The sequence below is a fragment of the Embleya sp. NPDC020886 genome, from assembly GCF_044333915.1.
In the GTDB taxonomy this organism is placed as follows: Bacteria; Actinomycetota; Actinomycetes; order Streptomycetales; family Streptomycetaceae; genus Embleya.
In genome coordinates, this window is sequence record NZ_JBIRRX010000004.1 from 482742 (window position 1) to 499304 (window position 16563).

Genomic DNA, 16563 nt, shown 5'->3' on the forward strand with positions numbered 1-16563 from the left:
ATGCCGCCCACCCTCGCGTCCCTGGTCCGCGCACCCGCCCTCGACCTGCGGGTGCTCGCGGGCAAGGGCGGACTCGACCGCGAGGTGCGGTGGGTGCACACGAGCGAACTCGCCGATCCCACGCCCTATCTGGAGGGCGGCGAACTGCTGCTCACCACCGGGATGAAGCTCGGCCGCAACAACGCCGAGCGCCGCGCCTACGTCGAGCGGCTCGCGGCGGCCGAGGTGGCCGGGCTCGGGATCGGGGTGGGCCTGACCCTGGACCGGGTGCCCGCGGTGATCGTCGAGGTCGCCGAGGCGCACGGCTTCCCGGTGTTCGAGGTGCCGCGACCGACGCCGTTCATCGCGATCAGCAAGGTGGTCTCGTCGGCGCTGGCGGCCGAGCAGTACGAGACCGTCACCACCGGCTTCGCGGTCCAGCAGGAGTTGACCCGGGCCGCCGCCGGGCGCGAGGGCCCCGCGACGCTGATCCGCCGGCTCGCGGCTCGGCTGGACGGCTGGGCCGCGCTCTACGACGCGGACGGCACGCTGCGCCAGGTCGCGCCCGCCGCGGCCCGGGGGCGCACCGACGGGTTGCGCGCCGACATCGAGAAGTTGCGCGGGATGCCCGCGCCGTCGTCCGCGTCGTTGCCCGGGATCGAGGACACCGGGCGGGTGGTGGTCCAGTCGCTGGGCGCCGAGCGGCGGATCAGCGGATTCCTGGCGGTGGGCACGGACCGGCCGCCGCGCACCGCCGACCGGCAGACGCTGGGCACCGCCGCCTCGCTGCTCACCCTGGCCCTGGAGCAGTCCCGGGTCAGTGCCGACGCGGGCGCCCGGATGCGCACCGCGCTGCTGCGGTTGTTGCTCACCGGCGAGCGGGCGACGCCGGCCGAACTGGCCCACGACATCGCGGCGGACCTGCCGCCCGGGCCGTGGCGGGTGGTGGTGGCCACCGGGCCGGAGCCGGTGGTGGCGGCGTTCGTGGAGCGACTGTGCGCGCGGGCGGTCCGGGCCGGCACCCCCGCGCTCACCGGCGAGCTGGGCGGGGCGAGCGTGCTGGTGTTGCCGGAATCGGTCGAGCCGGTCGAGCCGGTGGACCTGCCCGGCCTGATCGCGGGCGTGTCCGGTCCGGTGGAGCCGCCGGCCGCCGCCGACGGCTACCGGCAGGCGCTGGGGGCGCACGCGGTGGGCCTGCGCTCGGAGAAGGCGCTGACCGTGCACGGTCGCGACGCCGGCGGGTTGTTGCCGCTGCTGGACGGGGACGCCGTGCACGCGTGGGCCGAGCAACTGCTCGCACCGTTGCGCGCGCACGACGCGGGCGGCCGGGGCGACCTGATCGGCTCGCTGCGCGCGTGGCTGGCCCGGCACGGGCAGTGGGACGCGGCGGCCGGCGAGCTGGGCGTGCACCGGCACACGTTGCGCTACCGCATCCGGCGGGCCGAGGAGATCCTCGGCCGTACCCTGGACGATCCGGACACCCGCGCGGAACTGTGGTTCGCGCTGCGCGACCCGAGCGTGGTCCGTGAGGACAAGTCGTAGCACCGGAGACGCGGGATTGGCCGGGATGGACAAAAACGCGGACGCCCGATCGGCCTACCGTTGAGTCACCGGGATCATCGGCACCCGTTGACGGAGAAGGAGCAGCAGTGACCACCACCCACGCGTTCTGGCTGGCAGGCCGACAGGCCACCGGCGAGACGGCCTTCGACGTCACGAACTCGTACGACGGCCGGCTCGTCGGCCGCGTCTCCGAGCCCACCGACGCGCAGATCGAGGAGGCCGTCGCCGCGGCGCACGCCGTCGCCCACGAGTTCGCCGCACTGCCCGCCTACCGGCGCGCCGCGGCCCTGGACCACGTGGCCAAGCGGCTCGGCGAGCGCACCGAGGAGATCGCCCGGCTGATCACCGCCGAGAACGGCAAGCCGATCAAGTGGGCGCGCGGCGAGGTCGGCCGCGCGGTCTCGGTGTTCCGCTGGGCGGCCGAGGAGGCCCGCCGGTTCAACGGCGAGGGCATGCGGCTGGACACCGACGCGGGCGGCACCGGTCGTTACGCGCTGGTCCGCCGGATCCCCAAGGGCGTGGTGCTGGGCATCGCGCCGTTCAACTTCCCGCTCAACCTGGTCGCGCACAAGGTCGCCCCGGCGATCGCGGTCGGCGCCCCGATCATCCTCAAGCCCGCGCCGGCCACCCCGCTGTCCGCGCTCGTGCTCGGCGAGATCCTGGCCGAGACCGACCTGCCGAACGGCTCGTGGAGCGTGCTTCCCGTCCCCAACGACCGGATGCCGGCGCTGGTGAAGGACGAGCGGCTGCCGGTCATCTCGTTCACCGGCTCGGGCCCGGTGGGCTGGAGCATCATGGACTCGGTGCCGCGCAAGCACGTCACCCTGGAACTGGGCGGCAACGCCGCCGCCGTCGTGCTCGCCGACTGGTCCTCCGAGGCCGACCTGGAGTGGGCCGCACAGCGGATCGCGACCTTCTCCAACTACCAGGGCGGCCAGTCCTGCATCTCGGTGCAGCGGGTGATCGCCGACGCGAGCGTCTACGACCGCCTGGTCGAGAAGGTCGTGGCGAAGGTGGCCGCGCAGGTCACCGGCGACCCCGAGGACGACACGGTCGACGTCGGCCCGCTGGTCAGCGTCGCCGCCGCCGAGCGGGTCCAGTCCTGGGTGGACGAGGCCGTGCAGGCCGGCGCCAAGGTGCTCACCGGCGGCACCCGCGACGGTGCCGCCTACGCGCCGACGGTGCTCAGCGAGGTCCCGGCCGGCGTCACCATCGCCTGCGAGGAGGTCTTCGGCCCGGTGCTCACGCTGACCCGGGTGGACGGCACGGACGCCGCGTTCGCCGCGGTCAACGACTCCGAGTTCGGTCTCCAGGCCGGCGTGTTCACGCACGACATCCAGACCGCCTTCCGGGCCCAGCGCGAGCTGGAGGTGGGCGGCGTGATCATCGGCGACGCCCCGTCCTACCGCGCCGACCAGATGCCCTACGGCGGCGCGAAGAACTCCGGCGTCGGCCGTGAGGGGGTCACCTACGCGATGACCGACTTCACGTACGAGCGCGTCATGGTGCTCACGGGCCTGGACCTGTAGACACCCCACCGACGAAGGGCCCGGCCACCTGGGGTGGTGCCGCCGGGCCCTTTCGCATTTCTCCGGGGGCGGCGCGCCCGCGACCCCCCCCGCGCGACCTCGCGGGCCGGTGATCCGCCAAGTGGCCGTAGCTCTGGACAAATGGGCGTCACGCGGCATTCAGTGGACGTGCACGGGCAGGTAACACCGGTCGGTAACAACGCCGGTTCCGCTGCGAGTCCGCGAGGAGTCCGCCATGCCCCCTGTCAGCGAACGCGAAGCCCGCAAGGTTGCCGAGGAAGCCCGGCAGCAGGACTGGGACAAGCCCAGTTTTGCCAAGGAACTCTTCCTCGGGCGGCTGCGGCTCGACCTCGTCCACCCGCATCCCGAGGCGGACGCGGAGGAGATCCGTCGGGGGGAGGACTTCCTCCGCGTGCTGCGGGAGTTCCTCACCACCCGGGTGGACCCCACCGTGATCGAGCGCGACGCGCGGATCCCGGACGAGGTGCTCAAGGGCCTGGCCGAGATCGGCGCGCTGGGCATGAAGATCGACACCGAGTACGGCGGCCTCGGCCTGAGCCAGCTCTACTACAACAAGGCGCTGGTCCTGGTCGGCTCGGTCAACGCGGCACTGGGCGCGCTGCTGTCCGCGCACCAGTCGATCGGGGTGCCGCAACCGGTCAAGATGTTCGGCACCGACGCGCAAAAGCGCGAGTTCCTGCCGCGTTGCGTGCGCGAGGTCAGCGCGTTCCTGCTCACCGAACCCGACGTCGGCTCGGACCCGGCCCGGCTGGCCACCGCCGCGGTGCCCACCGAGGACGGCGAGGCGTACGTCCTGGACGGCGTGAAGTTGTGGACCACCAACGGCGTGGTGGCCGGGCTGCTCGTGGTGATGGCCCGGGTGCCCAAGGCGGAGGGTCGGCGCGGCGGGATCACCGCGTTCGTCGTGGACGCGGACAGCCCCGGCATCACCGTGGAGAACCGCAACGCGTTCATGGGCCTGCGCGGCATCGAGAACGGGGTGACCCGCTTCCACAACGTCCGGGTGCCGGCGGCGAACCGGATCGGCGCCGAGGGTGCGGGCCTGAAGATCGCGCTGACCACGCTCAACACCGGCCGCCTCTCGCTGCCCGCGATGTGCGCCGGCGCGGCCAAGTGGTCGCTCAAGGTGGCCCGCGAGTGGGCGGGCGAGCGCGAGCAGTGGGGCCGCCCGATCGCCGGCCACGAGGCGGTCGCGGGCAAGATCGCCTACATCGCGGCCAGTGCCTTCGCGCTGGAGGCGGTGCTGGAGCTGACTGCCCGGATGGCCGACGAGGATCGCCGCGACATCCGGATCGAGGCCGCGCTGGCGAAGCTGTACGCGTCCGAAGTGGGCTGGACGGTCAGCGACGAACTCGTCCAGATCCGCGGCGGGCGCGGCTACGAGACCGCCGCCTCGCTGCGCGCCCGGGGCGAACGCGGGGTGCCGGCCGAGCAGATGTTGCGGGACATGCGGATCAACCGGATCTTCGAGGGCTCGACCGAGATCATGCACCTGCTGATCGCGCGGGAGGCGGTGGACGCGCACCTGGCCGTGGCCGGCGACATCATCGACCCCGACGCCGACCTGAAGGCCAAGGGCAAGGCCGCCGCCGACGCGGGCGTCTTCTACGCCAAGTGGCTGCCCAAGCTGGTCGCCGGCAAGGGCCAGGTGCCGACCTCCTACCGCGAGTTCGCCCCGGTCGGCGCACCGAGCCTGGCCGCGCATCTGCGCTTCGTCGAGCGCGCCTCGCGCCGGCTGGCCCGCTCCACCTTCTACGGGATGGCCCGCTGGCAGGGCGCGATGGAGCGCAAGCAGGGCTTCCTCGGCCGGATCGTCGACATCGGCGCCGAGTTGTTCGCGATGAGCGCGGTGTGCGTACGGGCCGACATGCTGCGCCGCCGCGACGTCGAACAGGGCGGGGCCGCGTACGAACTCGCCGACCTGTTCTGCCGGCAGGCCCAGATCCGGGTGGACGAGTTGTTCGGCCGGTTGTGGACCAACACCGACGTGTTGGACGTCAAGGCGACCGAGGGTGTGCTGGCGGGCCGGTATCTGTGGTTGGAGGAGGGCGTCCTCGACCCGTCCACCGAGGGCCCGTGGATCGCCGACGCGACGCCCGGCCCGGCCAAGGTGGCCAACGTGCACCGACCCGTCGGCTGAGCCGCGCGCGGCCGGCGGGAGCGCCCGCCGGCCGCCGCCGCACGGTCCGCGGGCGGTCGCCGCGGGCAATCGTCGACCTGGGCTCGGTGCCGCGCCGGCGCGGGCCACAATGGTCGGATGGACTCCCTGGCCGATCCGTACGCGCCCTTCGCCGCCCCCGACCAGTCGACCAGCCGACGGGACATCGTCCTGCTCGGCTCCACCGGGTCGATCGGGACCCAGACCATCGACGTGGTTCGCGCCCACCCCGAGCTGTTCCGGATCGTCGGCCTGTCCGCCGGCGGCGGCCGGGTGGACGAGCTGGCCCGGCAGGCACTCGAACTGGGGGTCGAGGTGGTCGCGGTGGCCAAGGCGTCCGCCGCACAGGACCTGCAATTGGCCTTCTACGCCGAGGCGCAACGCCGCGGCTACGCCAAGGGCCGGTACAAGCTGCCGCGCATCCTGGCCGGCCCCACCGCCGCCACCGAGCTGGCCGCACACCCGTGCGACGTGGTCCTCAACGGCATCACCGGCTCGATCGGCCTGGCCCCCACCCTCGCCGCGCTGACCGCGGGCCGCACCCTCGCGCTGGCCAACAAGGAGTCGCTGATCGTCGGCGGCCCGCTGGTCAAGGCGATCGCCAAGCCCGGCCAGATCGTCCCGGTCGACTCCGAGCACTCGGCGCTGATCCAGGCGCTGCGCGGCGGCCGGGCGGACCAGGTCAAGCGGCTCGTGGTGACCGCCAGCGGCGGCCCGTTCCGCGGTCGCAGCCGCGCCGACCTGGTCGACGTCACGCCGAAGGAGGCCGCCGCCCACCCCACCTGGGACATGGGCCCGGTGATCACGATCAACTCGGCGACCCTGGTCAACAAGGGGCTGGAGGTGATCGAGGCGCACCTGCTCTACGACATCCCGTTCGACCGCATCGACGTCGTGGTGCACCCGCAGTCGATCGTGCACTCGATGGTCGAGTTCGTCGACGGCTCGACCCTGGCCCAGGCATCGCCGCCGGACATGCGACTGCCGATCGCGCTCGGCCTGTCCTGGCCCGACCGGGTGCCCGAGGTCGCGGCCGGCTGCGACTGGACCAAGGCGGCCACCTGGGAGTTCTTCCCGCTCGACCACGAGGCGTTCCCGGCCGTCGAACTGGCCTGCGCCGCGGGCCGCGCGGGCGGCACCGCGCCGGCCGTGTTCAACGCGGCCAACGAGGAGTGTGTCGACGCGTTCATCGCGGGACACCTGAAGTTCAACGGCATCACCGATACCGTCGCCGCCGTCGTGAGCGAGCATGATGTACGTGGGGACGGCAACCGGCTGACACTGGAGGACGTCCTCGACGCGGAGGACTGGGCGCGCCGACGGGCACGCGAGATCATCGCCCACGGAGGAGAACCCCGTTGACCCTGTTCATGACGATCCTCGGCATCGTCGTCTTTGTCGTGGGCCTGCTGTTCTCCATCGCCTGGCACGAGGCGGGCCACCTGATCACCGGCAAGATGTTCGGTGTGCGGGTGCCGCAGTACATGGTCGGCTTCGGCAAGACGTTGTGGTCGAGGAAGATCGGTGAGACCGAATACGGGCTCAAGGCGATCCCGGCGGGCGGCTACTGCCGGCTGATCGGCATGTTCCCGCCCGACGCGTCGGGCAAGGTCCAGGCCCGCAGCACCTCACCCTGGCGCAGCATGATCGAGGACGCCCGCGAGGCGTCCTACGAGGAGGTCGGTCCCGGCGACGAGGACCGGATGTTCTACCAGCGCAAGCCGTGGCAGCGCACGATCATCATGCTGGCCGGTCCGTTCATGAACCTGGTCCTGGCCATCGCGCTGTTCGCGGTGTTCCTGATGGGCTTCGGGATCAACCAGCCCAGCACCACGGTGAGCAGCGTCTCCGAGTGTGTGGTCAGCGCCGACGCCAAGACCGACAAGTGCCCGGAGAACGCGCCGGACGCGCCGGGCAAGGCCGCCGGGCTGCGCGCGGGCGACAAGATCGTCAGCTACAACGGCACGAAGATCACCGGTTACGACACGCTGCGCGATCTGATCCGCAAGACCGAGGGCCAGGCCACCATCGTGGTCGAGCGCAAGGGTGAACAGCTCACCCTGACCCCGACGATCGCCCGCAACAAGGTGGCCAAGCTCGACAGCCACGGCGCCCCGATCCCCGGGCAGTTCCTGGAGAACTCCGGCTTCCTCGGCTTCAGCCCGGCGAGCGGCATCCAGCGACAGAGCGCGTCGCAGTCGGTCACCTACATGACGGACATGGTCGACAACGCCTTCCACAGCATGTTGCGCATCCCGCAGAAGGTGCCCGCACTGTGGGGCGCGGCCTTCCAGGGCGACGACCGCGACCAGGACTCGCCGGTGGGCGTGGTCGGCGCGGCCCGGGTCGGCGGCGAGGTCGCCGCGCTGGATGTGCCCGCCTCCCAGCGGGTGGGTCTGATGATCTTCATCATCGCGGGCTTCAACCTGTCGCTGTTCCTGTTCAACATGCTTCCGCTGCTCCCGCTCGACGGCGGACACGTGGTCGGCGCGTGGTGGGAGTCGATCCGTCGGCGGATCGCGAGCCTGCGCAAGCGGCCCGACCCGGGCCCCTTCGACGTGGCCAAGCTGATGCCGGTGGCCTACGTGGTGGCGTCGATCTTCATCGCCTTCACCGTGCTGGTGTTGATCGCCGACCTGATCAACCCGGTCAAGCTCACTTAGCGCGGTACGCCCCACCCCGTCCGGCTCCCACGCCGGCCCACGTGTGTCGATCAGGCAACAGGTGGGCCGGCATGGGGGTACACGCGCGTCCGCACCTCGTCGCGGTGGCGTAGCTTTGAGGACGACCTACCGCGCCGACCCACGGGACCGAAAAGAATGACCGCGATCCAGCTCGGAATGCCGTCCGTACCTGCCCGGCCCCTCACGCCGCGCCGCAAGTCACGGCAGATCATGGTCGGCAGTGTGGCCGTCGGTGGAGACGCTCCGGTGTCGGTGCAGTCCATGACCACCACCCTGACCTCCGACGTCAACGCCACGCTTCAGCAGATCGCCGAGCTGACCGCCTCCGGCTGCCAGATCGTCCGCGTCGCGGTGCCCTCGCAGGACGACGCCGACGCGCTGCCCGCGATCGCCCGCAAGTCGCAGATCCCGGTGATCGCGGACATCCACTTCCAGCCCAAGTACGTGTTCGCCGCGATCGACGCCGGCTGCGCCGCGGTGCGGGTGAACCCGGGCAACATCAAGCAGTTCGACGACAAGATCGCCGAGATCGCCAAGGCCGCGTCCGCCGCCGGCACCCCGATCCGGATCGGCGTCAACGCCGGGTCGCTGGACAAGCGGCTGCTCGCCAAGCACGGCAAGGCCACCCCCGAGGCACTGGTCGAGTCCGCGCTGTGGGAGTGCTCGCTGTTCGAGGAGCACGACTTCCGGGACATCAAGATCTCGGTCAAGCACAACGACCCGGTCGTGATGATCGAGGCATACCGGCTGCTCGCCGAGCGCTGCGACTATCCGCTGCACCTGGGCGTCACCGAGGCCGGTCCCGCGTTCCAGGGCACGATCAAGTCCGCGGTCGCGTTCGGCGCGTTGCTCGCGCAGGGCATCGGCGACACCATCCGGGTCTCGCTCTCCGCTCCGCCGGTCGAGGAGATCAAGGTCGGCAACCAGATCCTGGAGTCGCTGGGCCTGCGGCAGCGCGGCCTGGAGATCGTCTCGTGCCCGTCCTGCGGTCGCGCCCAGGTCGACGTGTACAAGCTCGCCGAGCAGGTCACCGCCGGCCTGGACGGGCTCAAGGTGCCGCTGCGGGTGGCCGTCATGGGCTGTGTCGTCAACGGCCCCGGCGAGGCCCGCGAGGCGGACCTGGGTGTGGCCTCCGGCAACGGCAAGGGGCAGATCTTCGTCAAGGGCGAGGTGATCAAGACCGTGCCCGAGTCGAAGATCGTCGAGACCCTGATCGAGGAAGCCCTCAAGCTCGCCGAGCAGATGCAGGCGGACGGCGTGCTCAGCGGCGACCCGATCGTCGACATCGCCTGAGCCGAGTCCGACCCGCCGCGGCCGCTCCGGCCCGCTCGACCGGATCAATCCACTCGGCCACCCGGGTGACATATCGTTGATGCGCCCCTACCCCCGGTAATCGCGCCCCGATCATCGAGAGATGTGATCGGGGCGCCGCCCCGGGGGGAGGGGCGTCGCGCGTGGGACGCATCATCGTGGCCGCACTGGCCGTCGTCGGCATGGTCGTGGGCACCGCGGCGGTTCCCGCGAGCGGACCCGACCCGGGCGCGAGGCGACCGTCCGCCCGGGTGCCGGCCGCGATCGCCTGGGGTGCGTGTCCGGCCGACGTGGCCGCACCCGGACTGCGCTGTGGAACGCTGGCCGTCCCGGTCGACCACACGCGCGCCGACGGGCCCACCACGACGCTGGGCGTCTCGCTCGCACCGGCCGGCGGCGGCGCGCCCCGGCGCGGCACGATCGTGGTCAATCCCGGCGGTCCGGGCGGCGGCGGCATGTGGCTGGCCGACCTGGTCAGGCGCGCGATGCCGGAACGGGTGCGGCAGAGCTACGACATCGTCGGCGTCGACCCGCGCGGCAACCACCACAGCGACCCGATCTCCTGCGTCGACGCGAGCTTCGACCGGGCCCCGAAGCCGGACCCGGTGCCCGCCACGGCGCAGGACGAGCAGCGGCTGATCGAACGTGCCCGCGACTACGCACGCGGCTGCGCCGAGCGGGCCGGCGACCTGCTGCCGCACCTGGGCACCCTGGAGAACGCGCGCGACCTCGACCTGGTCCGCGCCGCGCTCGGCCAATCGCGGATCTCCTTCATCGGCTGGTCCTACGGCACCTACCTCGGCGCGGTCTACGGGCATCTGTTCCCCGAGCGGGTCGACCGGATGATCCTGGACAGCGTCGTCGACCCGCGGCCGGACCAGGTCTGGTACCGGATCAACCTGCGTCAGGACATCGCCTTCCAGGGCCGCTGGCGAGACCTCGTCGCGGCCGAGGGCGCCGACCTGGAGGACCTGTTCGCCCGCACGCTCGCCGGCGTCCGAGCCGAGCCCGCCGGCGGCCTCGTCGGCCCCGCCGAACTGCGCGACCTCGCCACCCGCGCCCTGTACAACTCGCGGAGCTGGCCGGAATTCGCCGCGGCACTGCGCGCGCACGATCGAGGCGACCCGGGCCCGCTGGCCGCGCTGTACACGCCGGCCACCGCACAGGACGCCAACGGCACCGCGATCTACACCGCCGTCGAATGTCACGACGGGCCCTGGCCGCGCGACTGGTCGGTGTGGGACCGCGACGCCCGCGCCGTGGACCGCACCGCGCCCCTGACCACCTGGTCCAACACCTGGCTGAACGCACCCTGCGCGTTCTGGCCGGTGCCCGCCCGCACACCGCCGACGATCGACGGCCACGACCTGCCACCGGTGCTGCTGGTCCAGGGCACCCGGGATCCGGCCACCCCGCCCGCCGGGGCGAGCGCGCTGCACCAGGCACTGCCTTCCTCGCACCTGATCACCGTGCTCGACGAGGGCGACCACGGGATCCTCGCGTTCCAGCCCGCCCCATGCGTCCTGCGGGCCGCCTCGGCCTACCTGACCGACGGCACGCTCCCGCCGGGCCGCGACACCACCTGTGAGGCATCGTGATCCGCGCCGTCCGCGTCCTGTTGGCGGGCGTGCTGACCGCCGCCGTACTGACCGTCGCCGGCCCCGCCGGGGCGGACCCCGGGCCGATCACGTGGGGCGGCTGCCCACCGGGCACCGCGGCGGGGGAGCGCTGCGGCACCATCGGCGCCCCGCTGGACCACGCCCGTCCGGGCGGCCCGCGGATCCGGGTCGGCGTCTCCAAGGTCGCGGCGAGCGGGACGAAGGCGGAGTACCAGGGCATCCTGATGGTCAACTTCGGCGGCCCGGGCGCCGCCGGCGTCGGCTCGATGGGAGCGCTCGCCGGCGGTCTGCCCGAGCGGCTGCGCCGGGCCTACGACCTGATCGGCTTCGACCTGCGCGGGCGCGGCACGAGTACCCGCGTGGAGTGCACCGACCCGGAGACCTTCGGCCGCTCCCCCCGGCCCGACCCGGCGATGCCCGGCAGCCGAGCGGCGCACCTGGCCGCGACCCGCGCGTTCGCCGACGGTTGCCGCAGGTCCGCCGGCGACCTGCTGCCGCACCTGACCACCCGGGACATCGCCCGTGACCTCGACCTGGTCCGGGCCGCGTTCGGCGCCGACCGGATCTCGATCCTGGGCTACTCCTACGGCAGCTACCTGGGCGCGGTCTACGGGCAGCTCTTTCCGAACCGGGTACACCGGATGTTGCTCGACAGCCTGGTCGACCCGACCGAGGTCTGGTACGGGACCGGCTTCCTGCAAGCCCGCGGGTTCGACGCGCGTCGGCACGACTGGGCCGCGTGGACGGCCGAGCGCGCCGACCGCTTCCACCTGGGCGACTCCACCGCGGCCGTACTGGCCGGCTGGGACCGGCTGCGCGGGCAACTCGCCGAACACCCCGCCGGCGGCGTGTTCGGCGGCGTCGAACTCGACCAGTACACGCTCGGCAAGCTGTACACCGACCGGAACTGGGCGAGTCTGTCCGGCGCACTCGCGGACTACGCGTCGGGCGATCCGACCGCGCTGATCGCCGGGCGCAAACCGGCCACCGCGGACGAGGTCAACTTCGAGTCGGTGTTCCAGACCGTCGCCTGCGCGGACGCGCCCTTCCCGGCCGACGAGGCGGTCCTGGAACGGGACATGGCCGTGTTCCGGGCCCGGCACGGCGCGCTGGGCGCGGCCATCGCCGCTCCGGGCGCGTGCCTGTACCTACAGAGCAACACCGCCCCGCCGACCCGGATCGACGGTGCCGGTCTGCCCGGTGTCCTGCTCGTCCAGTCCGTCGGCGACCCGGCGACGCCCTACGAGGGGGCCCTGCGCATGCACGCGGCGCTGCCCTCGTCGCGGCTGCTCACCGTGCGCGGCAACGGCAACCACGGGCACTACCTGGTCGAGGGCTCGTGCGTCGACGACCGGGGCACCGCCTACCTGGTCGAGGGCACCCTGCCCGCGACCGACGTCGAGTGCACCGGCCCCGCGTCGGCCGATTCCGACCCGCGCCGATCGCCGGTCCCACACCCGCGCCGCTGACCCGGCCACAGGCCGCACCGGCCCCGGTCGCCGATCCCGTCGCCTCCCGGGCGGCGCGGGCGGCCCGGACCTGCATAGGGTGGTGCCGCAAGACTGGCATTTCCCCAAGGTCCGCCTGATGGCATGGTGAGGCACGTGCTGAGCTCGGTTTCCACCAAAGTCCTGGACGGGAGCGACCTGTCCGCCGTCCAGGCGCTGCTCGACCGTGACCCCGTCACGAACGTCTTCGTCGCGTCCCGGGTTCGACTCGCCGGCGTCGACCCGTGGCGACTGGGCGGCGAGCTGTGGGGTTATTACGAGGGTGGTCGGCTCACGTCGCTGTGCTACGCGGGGGCGAATCTGGTCCCGGTCGAGGCCGGCCCGGACGCCATACGTTCGTTCGCCGAGCGGGCCCGCCGCCAGGGCCGACGCTGCTCGTCGATCGTCGGCCCGGCCGAGGCGGCCGGCGACCTGTGGCGTCTGCTCGAACCGGTGTGGGGACCCGCTCGCGACGTGCGGCCGGTGCAGCCGCTCATGGTCGCCGAGGAACCCTCGCGCGAGGTCGCCCCGGATCCGCTCGTGCGCCGGGTGCGTCCGGACGAGCTGGACCTGGTGATGCCCGCGTGCGTGGCGATGTTCACCGAGGAGGTCGGCATCTCGCCGCTGATCGGCGACGGCGGCACCCTGTACCGCGCCCGGGTGGCCGAACTCATCGCGGGCGGGCGGGCGTTCGCCCGGATCGAGGACGGCCGGGTGGTGTTCAAGGCGGAGATCGGCGCGGTCACCCGACACGCGTGCCAGATCCAGGGCGTGTGGGTCGCGCCGGAGCGGCGCGGCGAGCGCCTGTCCGAGATCGGCATGGCGGCCGTCCTGCGGCACGCGCTGAGCGAGGTGGCCCCGATCGCCAGTCTCTACGTCAACAGTTACAACGGCCCCGCGCGCGCGGCCTACCGGCGGGTCGGCTTCGCCGAGACCGGGGCCTTCATGAGCGTGCTGTTCTGATCCGGCCCGTGGTGTCCGGACAGCGGCGGCGACCCGATTCCAGGGAGTGCGTGTGCTGATGGAGTGGACGTGCCGGGTCGTCGATCTCGCCGAGTACGCGGACGAGGCGGTCGACGTCCAGGCCGGCGCGTTCGGTCTCGCCGACGACGAGATCGCGGTGCGGCAGCGGATAATGCGCCGGCACGCGACCTTCGCCGGGGTGCGTTCCCTGGGCGCGTTCGACGACGACGGTCGACTGGTCGGCTTCGGCTACGGCTATCCCAATCTCACCGACCAGTGGTGGAGCCTGGTGATCGAACCGCACCTGGCCCGGGCCGGATACCGGGCCTGGCTGGACGAGTCGTTCGTGGTCGGCGAACTGCACGTGTTGCCGCGCTGGCAGGGGCACGGCATCGGACGCACCCTGATCACCCTGCTGTGTCGGGGCCAGGACCGGTCGCACATCCTGCTGTCGGCGATCGACGAACACACGCCGGCCCGCCGGTTGTACCGCGGTCTGGGTTTTCGGGACCTGGCCCGTCCGGTCCTGTTCCCGGGCAACGACCGCCCCTACGCGGTGATGGGCGCGGTGCTGCCGTTCACGTGAGGCGTCCGCACCGCGCGGATCAGGACAACCACTCCGCGACGGACAGCAGGTCCTCGCCCGCCGGATCCTCCACCGACACGCACCACAGGCCGAGCGCCAGCGCCTGCACCAACGCCCAACCACGCACCCGCTCGGCGTCCAGGTCCAACGCGTTCGCCAGCCAGGTCACCCGCCGCCGCACCAGCGCCTGCGGACGCGGCTCGGCGACCACCGTGGCCATCCGGTCCCGGACCAGTGCGCCCAGGTCGAAGGCCCGTTCGCCGAGCATCGGGCGCGGGTCGATGGCCAGCCACTTCGTCCGCTCGGCGGCCAGCACGTTGCCGTGGTGGAAGTCGGTGTGCAGGACCACCACCTCCGGCTGCGACGCGGCCAACTCGCGGCACAGCGACACCGCCTCGTCGACCAGTGCCCGGGGACACGGGCCGGCCAGGTCCGCGTAGCGGCGCGGGATCGATTCGCCCCAGTGCTCGGCCCGATCCGCGACCGGTTCGATCGCGCAGTCCGCGGGCGGGGTCACCCACAACCTGCGCACCACCTCGGCGGCCTCCAGCATCGCCCGGTCCTCGGCCAGGGAGCGCAGCGACACGTCCGGCTGGAGTCGCTCCAGCAACAGCGCGCCGCGCTCGGGATCCGCGTCGAGCAGGCGAACCGCCCCGACGCCGTTCCACAACGCGAGCGCGCTCGCCTCGTGCGCGGTGTAGCGGTCGATCAGGCCGAGCTTGAGGGTGGCCGGCGTGTCGTCCGCGCGCCGGACGAGGAAGGTCAGGCTGAGTGCGCCGCCGGGAATGATCGCCCGTTCCACGGTCAGTTCCCAGCGCCGCGCGTATTCGGCGACCGCCTCCGGCAGTCCCGCCAGCCAAGGGCGGGCCACCTCCTCGCCGCACCAGCGCAGCGCGGTCCGGGTCAACCGCTCCGGGACCTCGACCGGATCGTTCACGTGCGGCTCCCGGCCGCCGGTGCCGCCGGGTCGCTCGGCGCGGGCAACCCCGGGAACGCGGTGCTCGCGCCCCGCCACCGCACCGCCCACACGGCGCTCTCGCGCAACCAGCCCGCCGCCTCGTTGCGCAACGGCGCCCCGCTCGCGGCCACCAACTCGCCCAGATGCAGGGCGACCGCGTCCTCCAGGTGGATCGCGAGCCGGGTCGCGTCGGCGGGCGTGGCCACCGTGAACGGGATCGTGTACGCGGCCGCCGCCGGTTGCGCGACCGCGCCCCGATCGCCGATCAGCCGCGCGATGGTGTCCCGGCGGGCCCGGTGCGCGTCCAGCGCGCTGCGGGCCTGGGTGCGCTCGGTACCGGTCAATCGGCCGCCGGCCACGCCGTAGCCGTAGACGGCCGCGTGCTCCGCGTCCAGCGCGTCGCGCAGCGCCTTGACCTCGGGGGTGGCGGACCCGGACGGGGTCGGCCGCGGCGTGCTCACGATGTGCTCCGAAGCAATTGGGCGTGTCCGGCCAGGCACGCGGCGGTGGCGGCCAGGGTGCGGGCCAGTTCGGGGGAGACCGCGTCCAGTCCGCTCAGCCGCTCGTCGGACGCCTGCCGGGCCCAGTCGGCGATCGCGGTGCCCGCCGCGGCGGCGTCCTCCGGCGCGTTGCCGGCGGGCGGCGCGGAGTGCGCCGCGCCCTTCGCGAAGACGGTCAGGTGCTGGCGCAGCTCGACCGAGAGCGGCCGGATGTGTTCGGCCAGCGTGGCGTGTCGCGCGGCGACCGCGTCGTAGCGCGCGAGCAGCGCCCCGGTCGCCGCGTGGGCCCGCTGCCGCGCCGCGTCGTCCGCCTTGCGTCGTCCCTGGCCCGAACCCCCGCCGCCGTCGTCGCAACCCACGACGCCGGCGGCGATCGTCGCTGCGGCCACGGCGCCCAGGACGGCCCGTCGCGTCGGCCCCGCGTCGCGCATGCGTCCCGCTCCTGACCCTCGTCCGTGATGTCCGTTGCCGGCCTCCGGCCGTGTCGGACGCTATCGCATCCGCGGTCGTGCGGACCCCAGTGGACATCCGGCGTACGCCGGGCGGACGTGCGCGAGATGGGCTCCGGACCGGATACTGTTGTCCTTCCACGACCCGCCCCGGCGGTCGACGCACCTGAGACAACAGCACACGCAGCCGAGGAGTCACCCGGATGAGCACCACCACGTTGGACCGGCTGCGGGAGTTGCTGGAGCCGGTGGTATCGACGGTGGGCGTGGATCTGGAGGATCTCTCCCTCACCCCCGCCGGCAAGCGCCGGGTGCTGCGCGTGATGGTCGCCGCCGACGGCGGCGTGGATCTGGACAAGGTCGCCGAGGTCAGCCGGGCCGTCTCGGACGTGCTGGACCCGAGCGACGTACTGGGCAGCCTGCCCTATCAGTTGGAAGTCACCACCCCGGGCGTGGACCGTCCGCTGACGCTGGAGCGCCACTGGCGCCGCGCGGCGGATCGGCTGGTCCAGGTCCAGTTGCACGACGGCGACGCCGTGACCGGCCGGATCGGCGCGAGCGACGCCGAGGGCGTGGATCTGGACGTCGAGGGCAAACCGCGCCGGCTGGGCTACGCCGAGATCGCCAAGGCGGTCGTGCAGGTCGAGTTCAACCGCAAGAGCGCGGACCCGGCGGTCGACGCCGAGGACGACGAGGACGACGAGGTCGAGGACATCGACCCCGACAACGACGACACCAAGGACGAGGAGGCGTAGG

The 16563-nt window shown here is 72.8% G+C and carries 14 protein-coding genes; 11 read left to right on the plus strand and 3 right to left on the minus strand.

Going from position 1 to position 16563, the window contains the following annotated elements:
- The 10 genes from ACH4U8_RS17190 to ACH4U8_RS17235 all read left to right on the plus strand — a co-directional run bounded on the left by ACH4U8_RS17190 (window position 1) and on the right by ACH4U8_RS17235 (window position 13900).
- Window positions 1-1521, plus strand: coding sequence for a PucR family transcriptional regulator (locus ACH4U8_RS17190; protein WP_395778610.1), 1521 nt, complete (start codon window positions 1-3; stop codon window positions 1519-1521).
- A gap of 107 nt (window positions 1522-1628) precedes the next feature.
- Window positions 1629-3071 (plus strand): aldehyde dehydrogenase family protein, encoded by a 1443-nt coding sequence (locus ACH4U8_RS17195; RefSeq protein ID WP_395778612.1) that lies wholly within the window; start codon window positions 1629-1631, stop codon window positions 3069-3071.
- Window positions 3072-3306: 235 nt separating this feature from the next.
- Complete coding sequence (locus ACH4U8_RS17200) at window positions 3307-5232, plus strand: acyl-CoA dehydrogenase family protein (RefSeq protein ID WP_395778615.1); 1926 nt, start codon at window positions 3307-3309, stop codon at window positions 5230-5232.
- 117 nt (window positions 5233-5349) lie between these two features.
- On the plus strand, window positions 5350-6612 hold the full coding sequence (dxr, locus tag ACH4U8_RS17205; protein ID WP_360304728.1) for a 1-deoxy-D-xylulose-5-phosphate reductoisomerase: 1263 nt from the start codon (window positions 5350-5352) through the stop codon (window positions 6610-6612).
- Entirely contained in the window at window positions 6609-7913 is a 1305-nt protein-coding gene (locus ACH4U8_RS17210; RefSeq protein ID WP_395778617.1) for a M50 family metallopeptidase, read from the plus strand. Before dxr ends, ACH4U8_RS17210 begins: the two co-directional genes overlap by 4 nt.
- Window positions 7914-8069: 156 nt before the next feature.
- Window positions 8070-9227 carry a flavodoxin-dependent (E)-4-hydroxy-3-methylbut-2-enyl-diphosphate synthase gene (gene ispG, locus ACH4U8_RS17215; RefSeq protein ID WP_360304730.1) on the plus strand — a complete coding sequence of 386 codons (1158 nt, stop codon included), beginning with the start codon at window positions 8070-8072 and terminating at the stop codon, window positions 9225-9227.
- A gap of 161 nt (window positions 9228-9388) precedes the next feature.
- Entirely contained in the window at window positions 9389-10843 is a 1455-nt protein-coding gene (locus tag ACH4U8_RS17220) for an alpha/beta hydrolase (RefSeq protein WP_395778619.1), read from the plus strand.
- A complete protein-coding gene (locus ACH4U8_RS17225) occupies window positions 10840-12333 on the plus strand; it encodes an alpha/beta hydrolase (protein ID WP_379991148.1) in 1494 nt (497 codons plus the stop codon). The genes ACH4U8_RS17220 and ACH4U8_RS17225 overlap by 4 nt, the downstream gene beginning before the upstream one ends.
- Window positions 12334-12456: 123 nt before the next feature.
- Window positions 12457-13314, plus strand: coding sequence for a GNAT family N-acetyltransferase (locus ACH4U8_RS17230; RefSeq protein WP_379991147.1), 858 nt, complete (start codon window positions 12457-12459; stop codon window positions 13312-13314).
- Window positions 13315-13372: 58 nt separating this feature from the next.
- Window positions 13373-13900: a GNAT family N-acetyltransferase gene (locus ACH4U8_RS17235; protein ID WP_360304737.1), complete on the plus strand. Its 528-nt coding sequence runs from the start codon at window positions 13373-13375 to the stop codon at window positions 13898-13900.
- A gap of 19 nt (window positions 13901-13919) precedes the next feature.
- On the opposite strand, the gene ACH4U8_RS17240 is transcribed toward ACH4U8_RS17235, so the two are convergent.
- From ACH4U8_RS17240 to ACH4U8_RS17250, 3 genes are read right to left on the minus strand one after another with little or no spacing between them, the layout of a single operon-like run.
- A complete protein-coding gene (locus ACH4U8_RS17240) occupies window positions 13920-14837 on the minus strand; it encodes an aminoglycoside phosphotransferase family protein (protein ID WP_360304739.1) in 918 nt (305 codons plus the stop codon).
- A complete protein-coding gene (locus ACH4U8_RS17245) occupies window positions 14834-15319 on the minus strand; it encodes a ferritin-like domain-containing protein (protein WP_360304741.1) in 486 nt (161 codons plus the stop codon). The genes ACH4U8_RS17240 and ACH4U8_RS17245 overlap by 4 nt, the downstream gene beginning before the upstream one ends.
- Window positions 15316-15789: a hypothetical protein gene (locus ACH4U8_RS17250; RefSeq protein ID WP_360304743.1), complete on the minus strand. Its 474-nt coding sequence runs from the start codon at window positions 15787-15789 to the stop codon at window positions 15316-15318. Before ACH4U8_RS17250 ends, ACH4U8_RS17245 begins: the two co-directional genes overlap by 4 nt.
- 221 nt (window positions 15790-16010) lie before the next feature.
- Between ACH4U8_RS17250 and rimP the strand changes: the two genes are divergently transcribed.
- Complete coding sequence (gene rimP, locus ACH4U8_RS17255; protein ID WP_360304745.1) at window positions 16011-16562, plus strand: ribosome maturation factor RimP; 552 nt, start codon at window positions 16011-16013, stop codon at window positions 16560-16562.
- The last annotated feature ends 1 nt before the right edge of the window (window position 16563 follow it).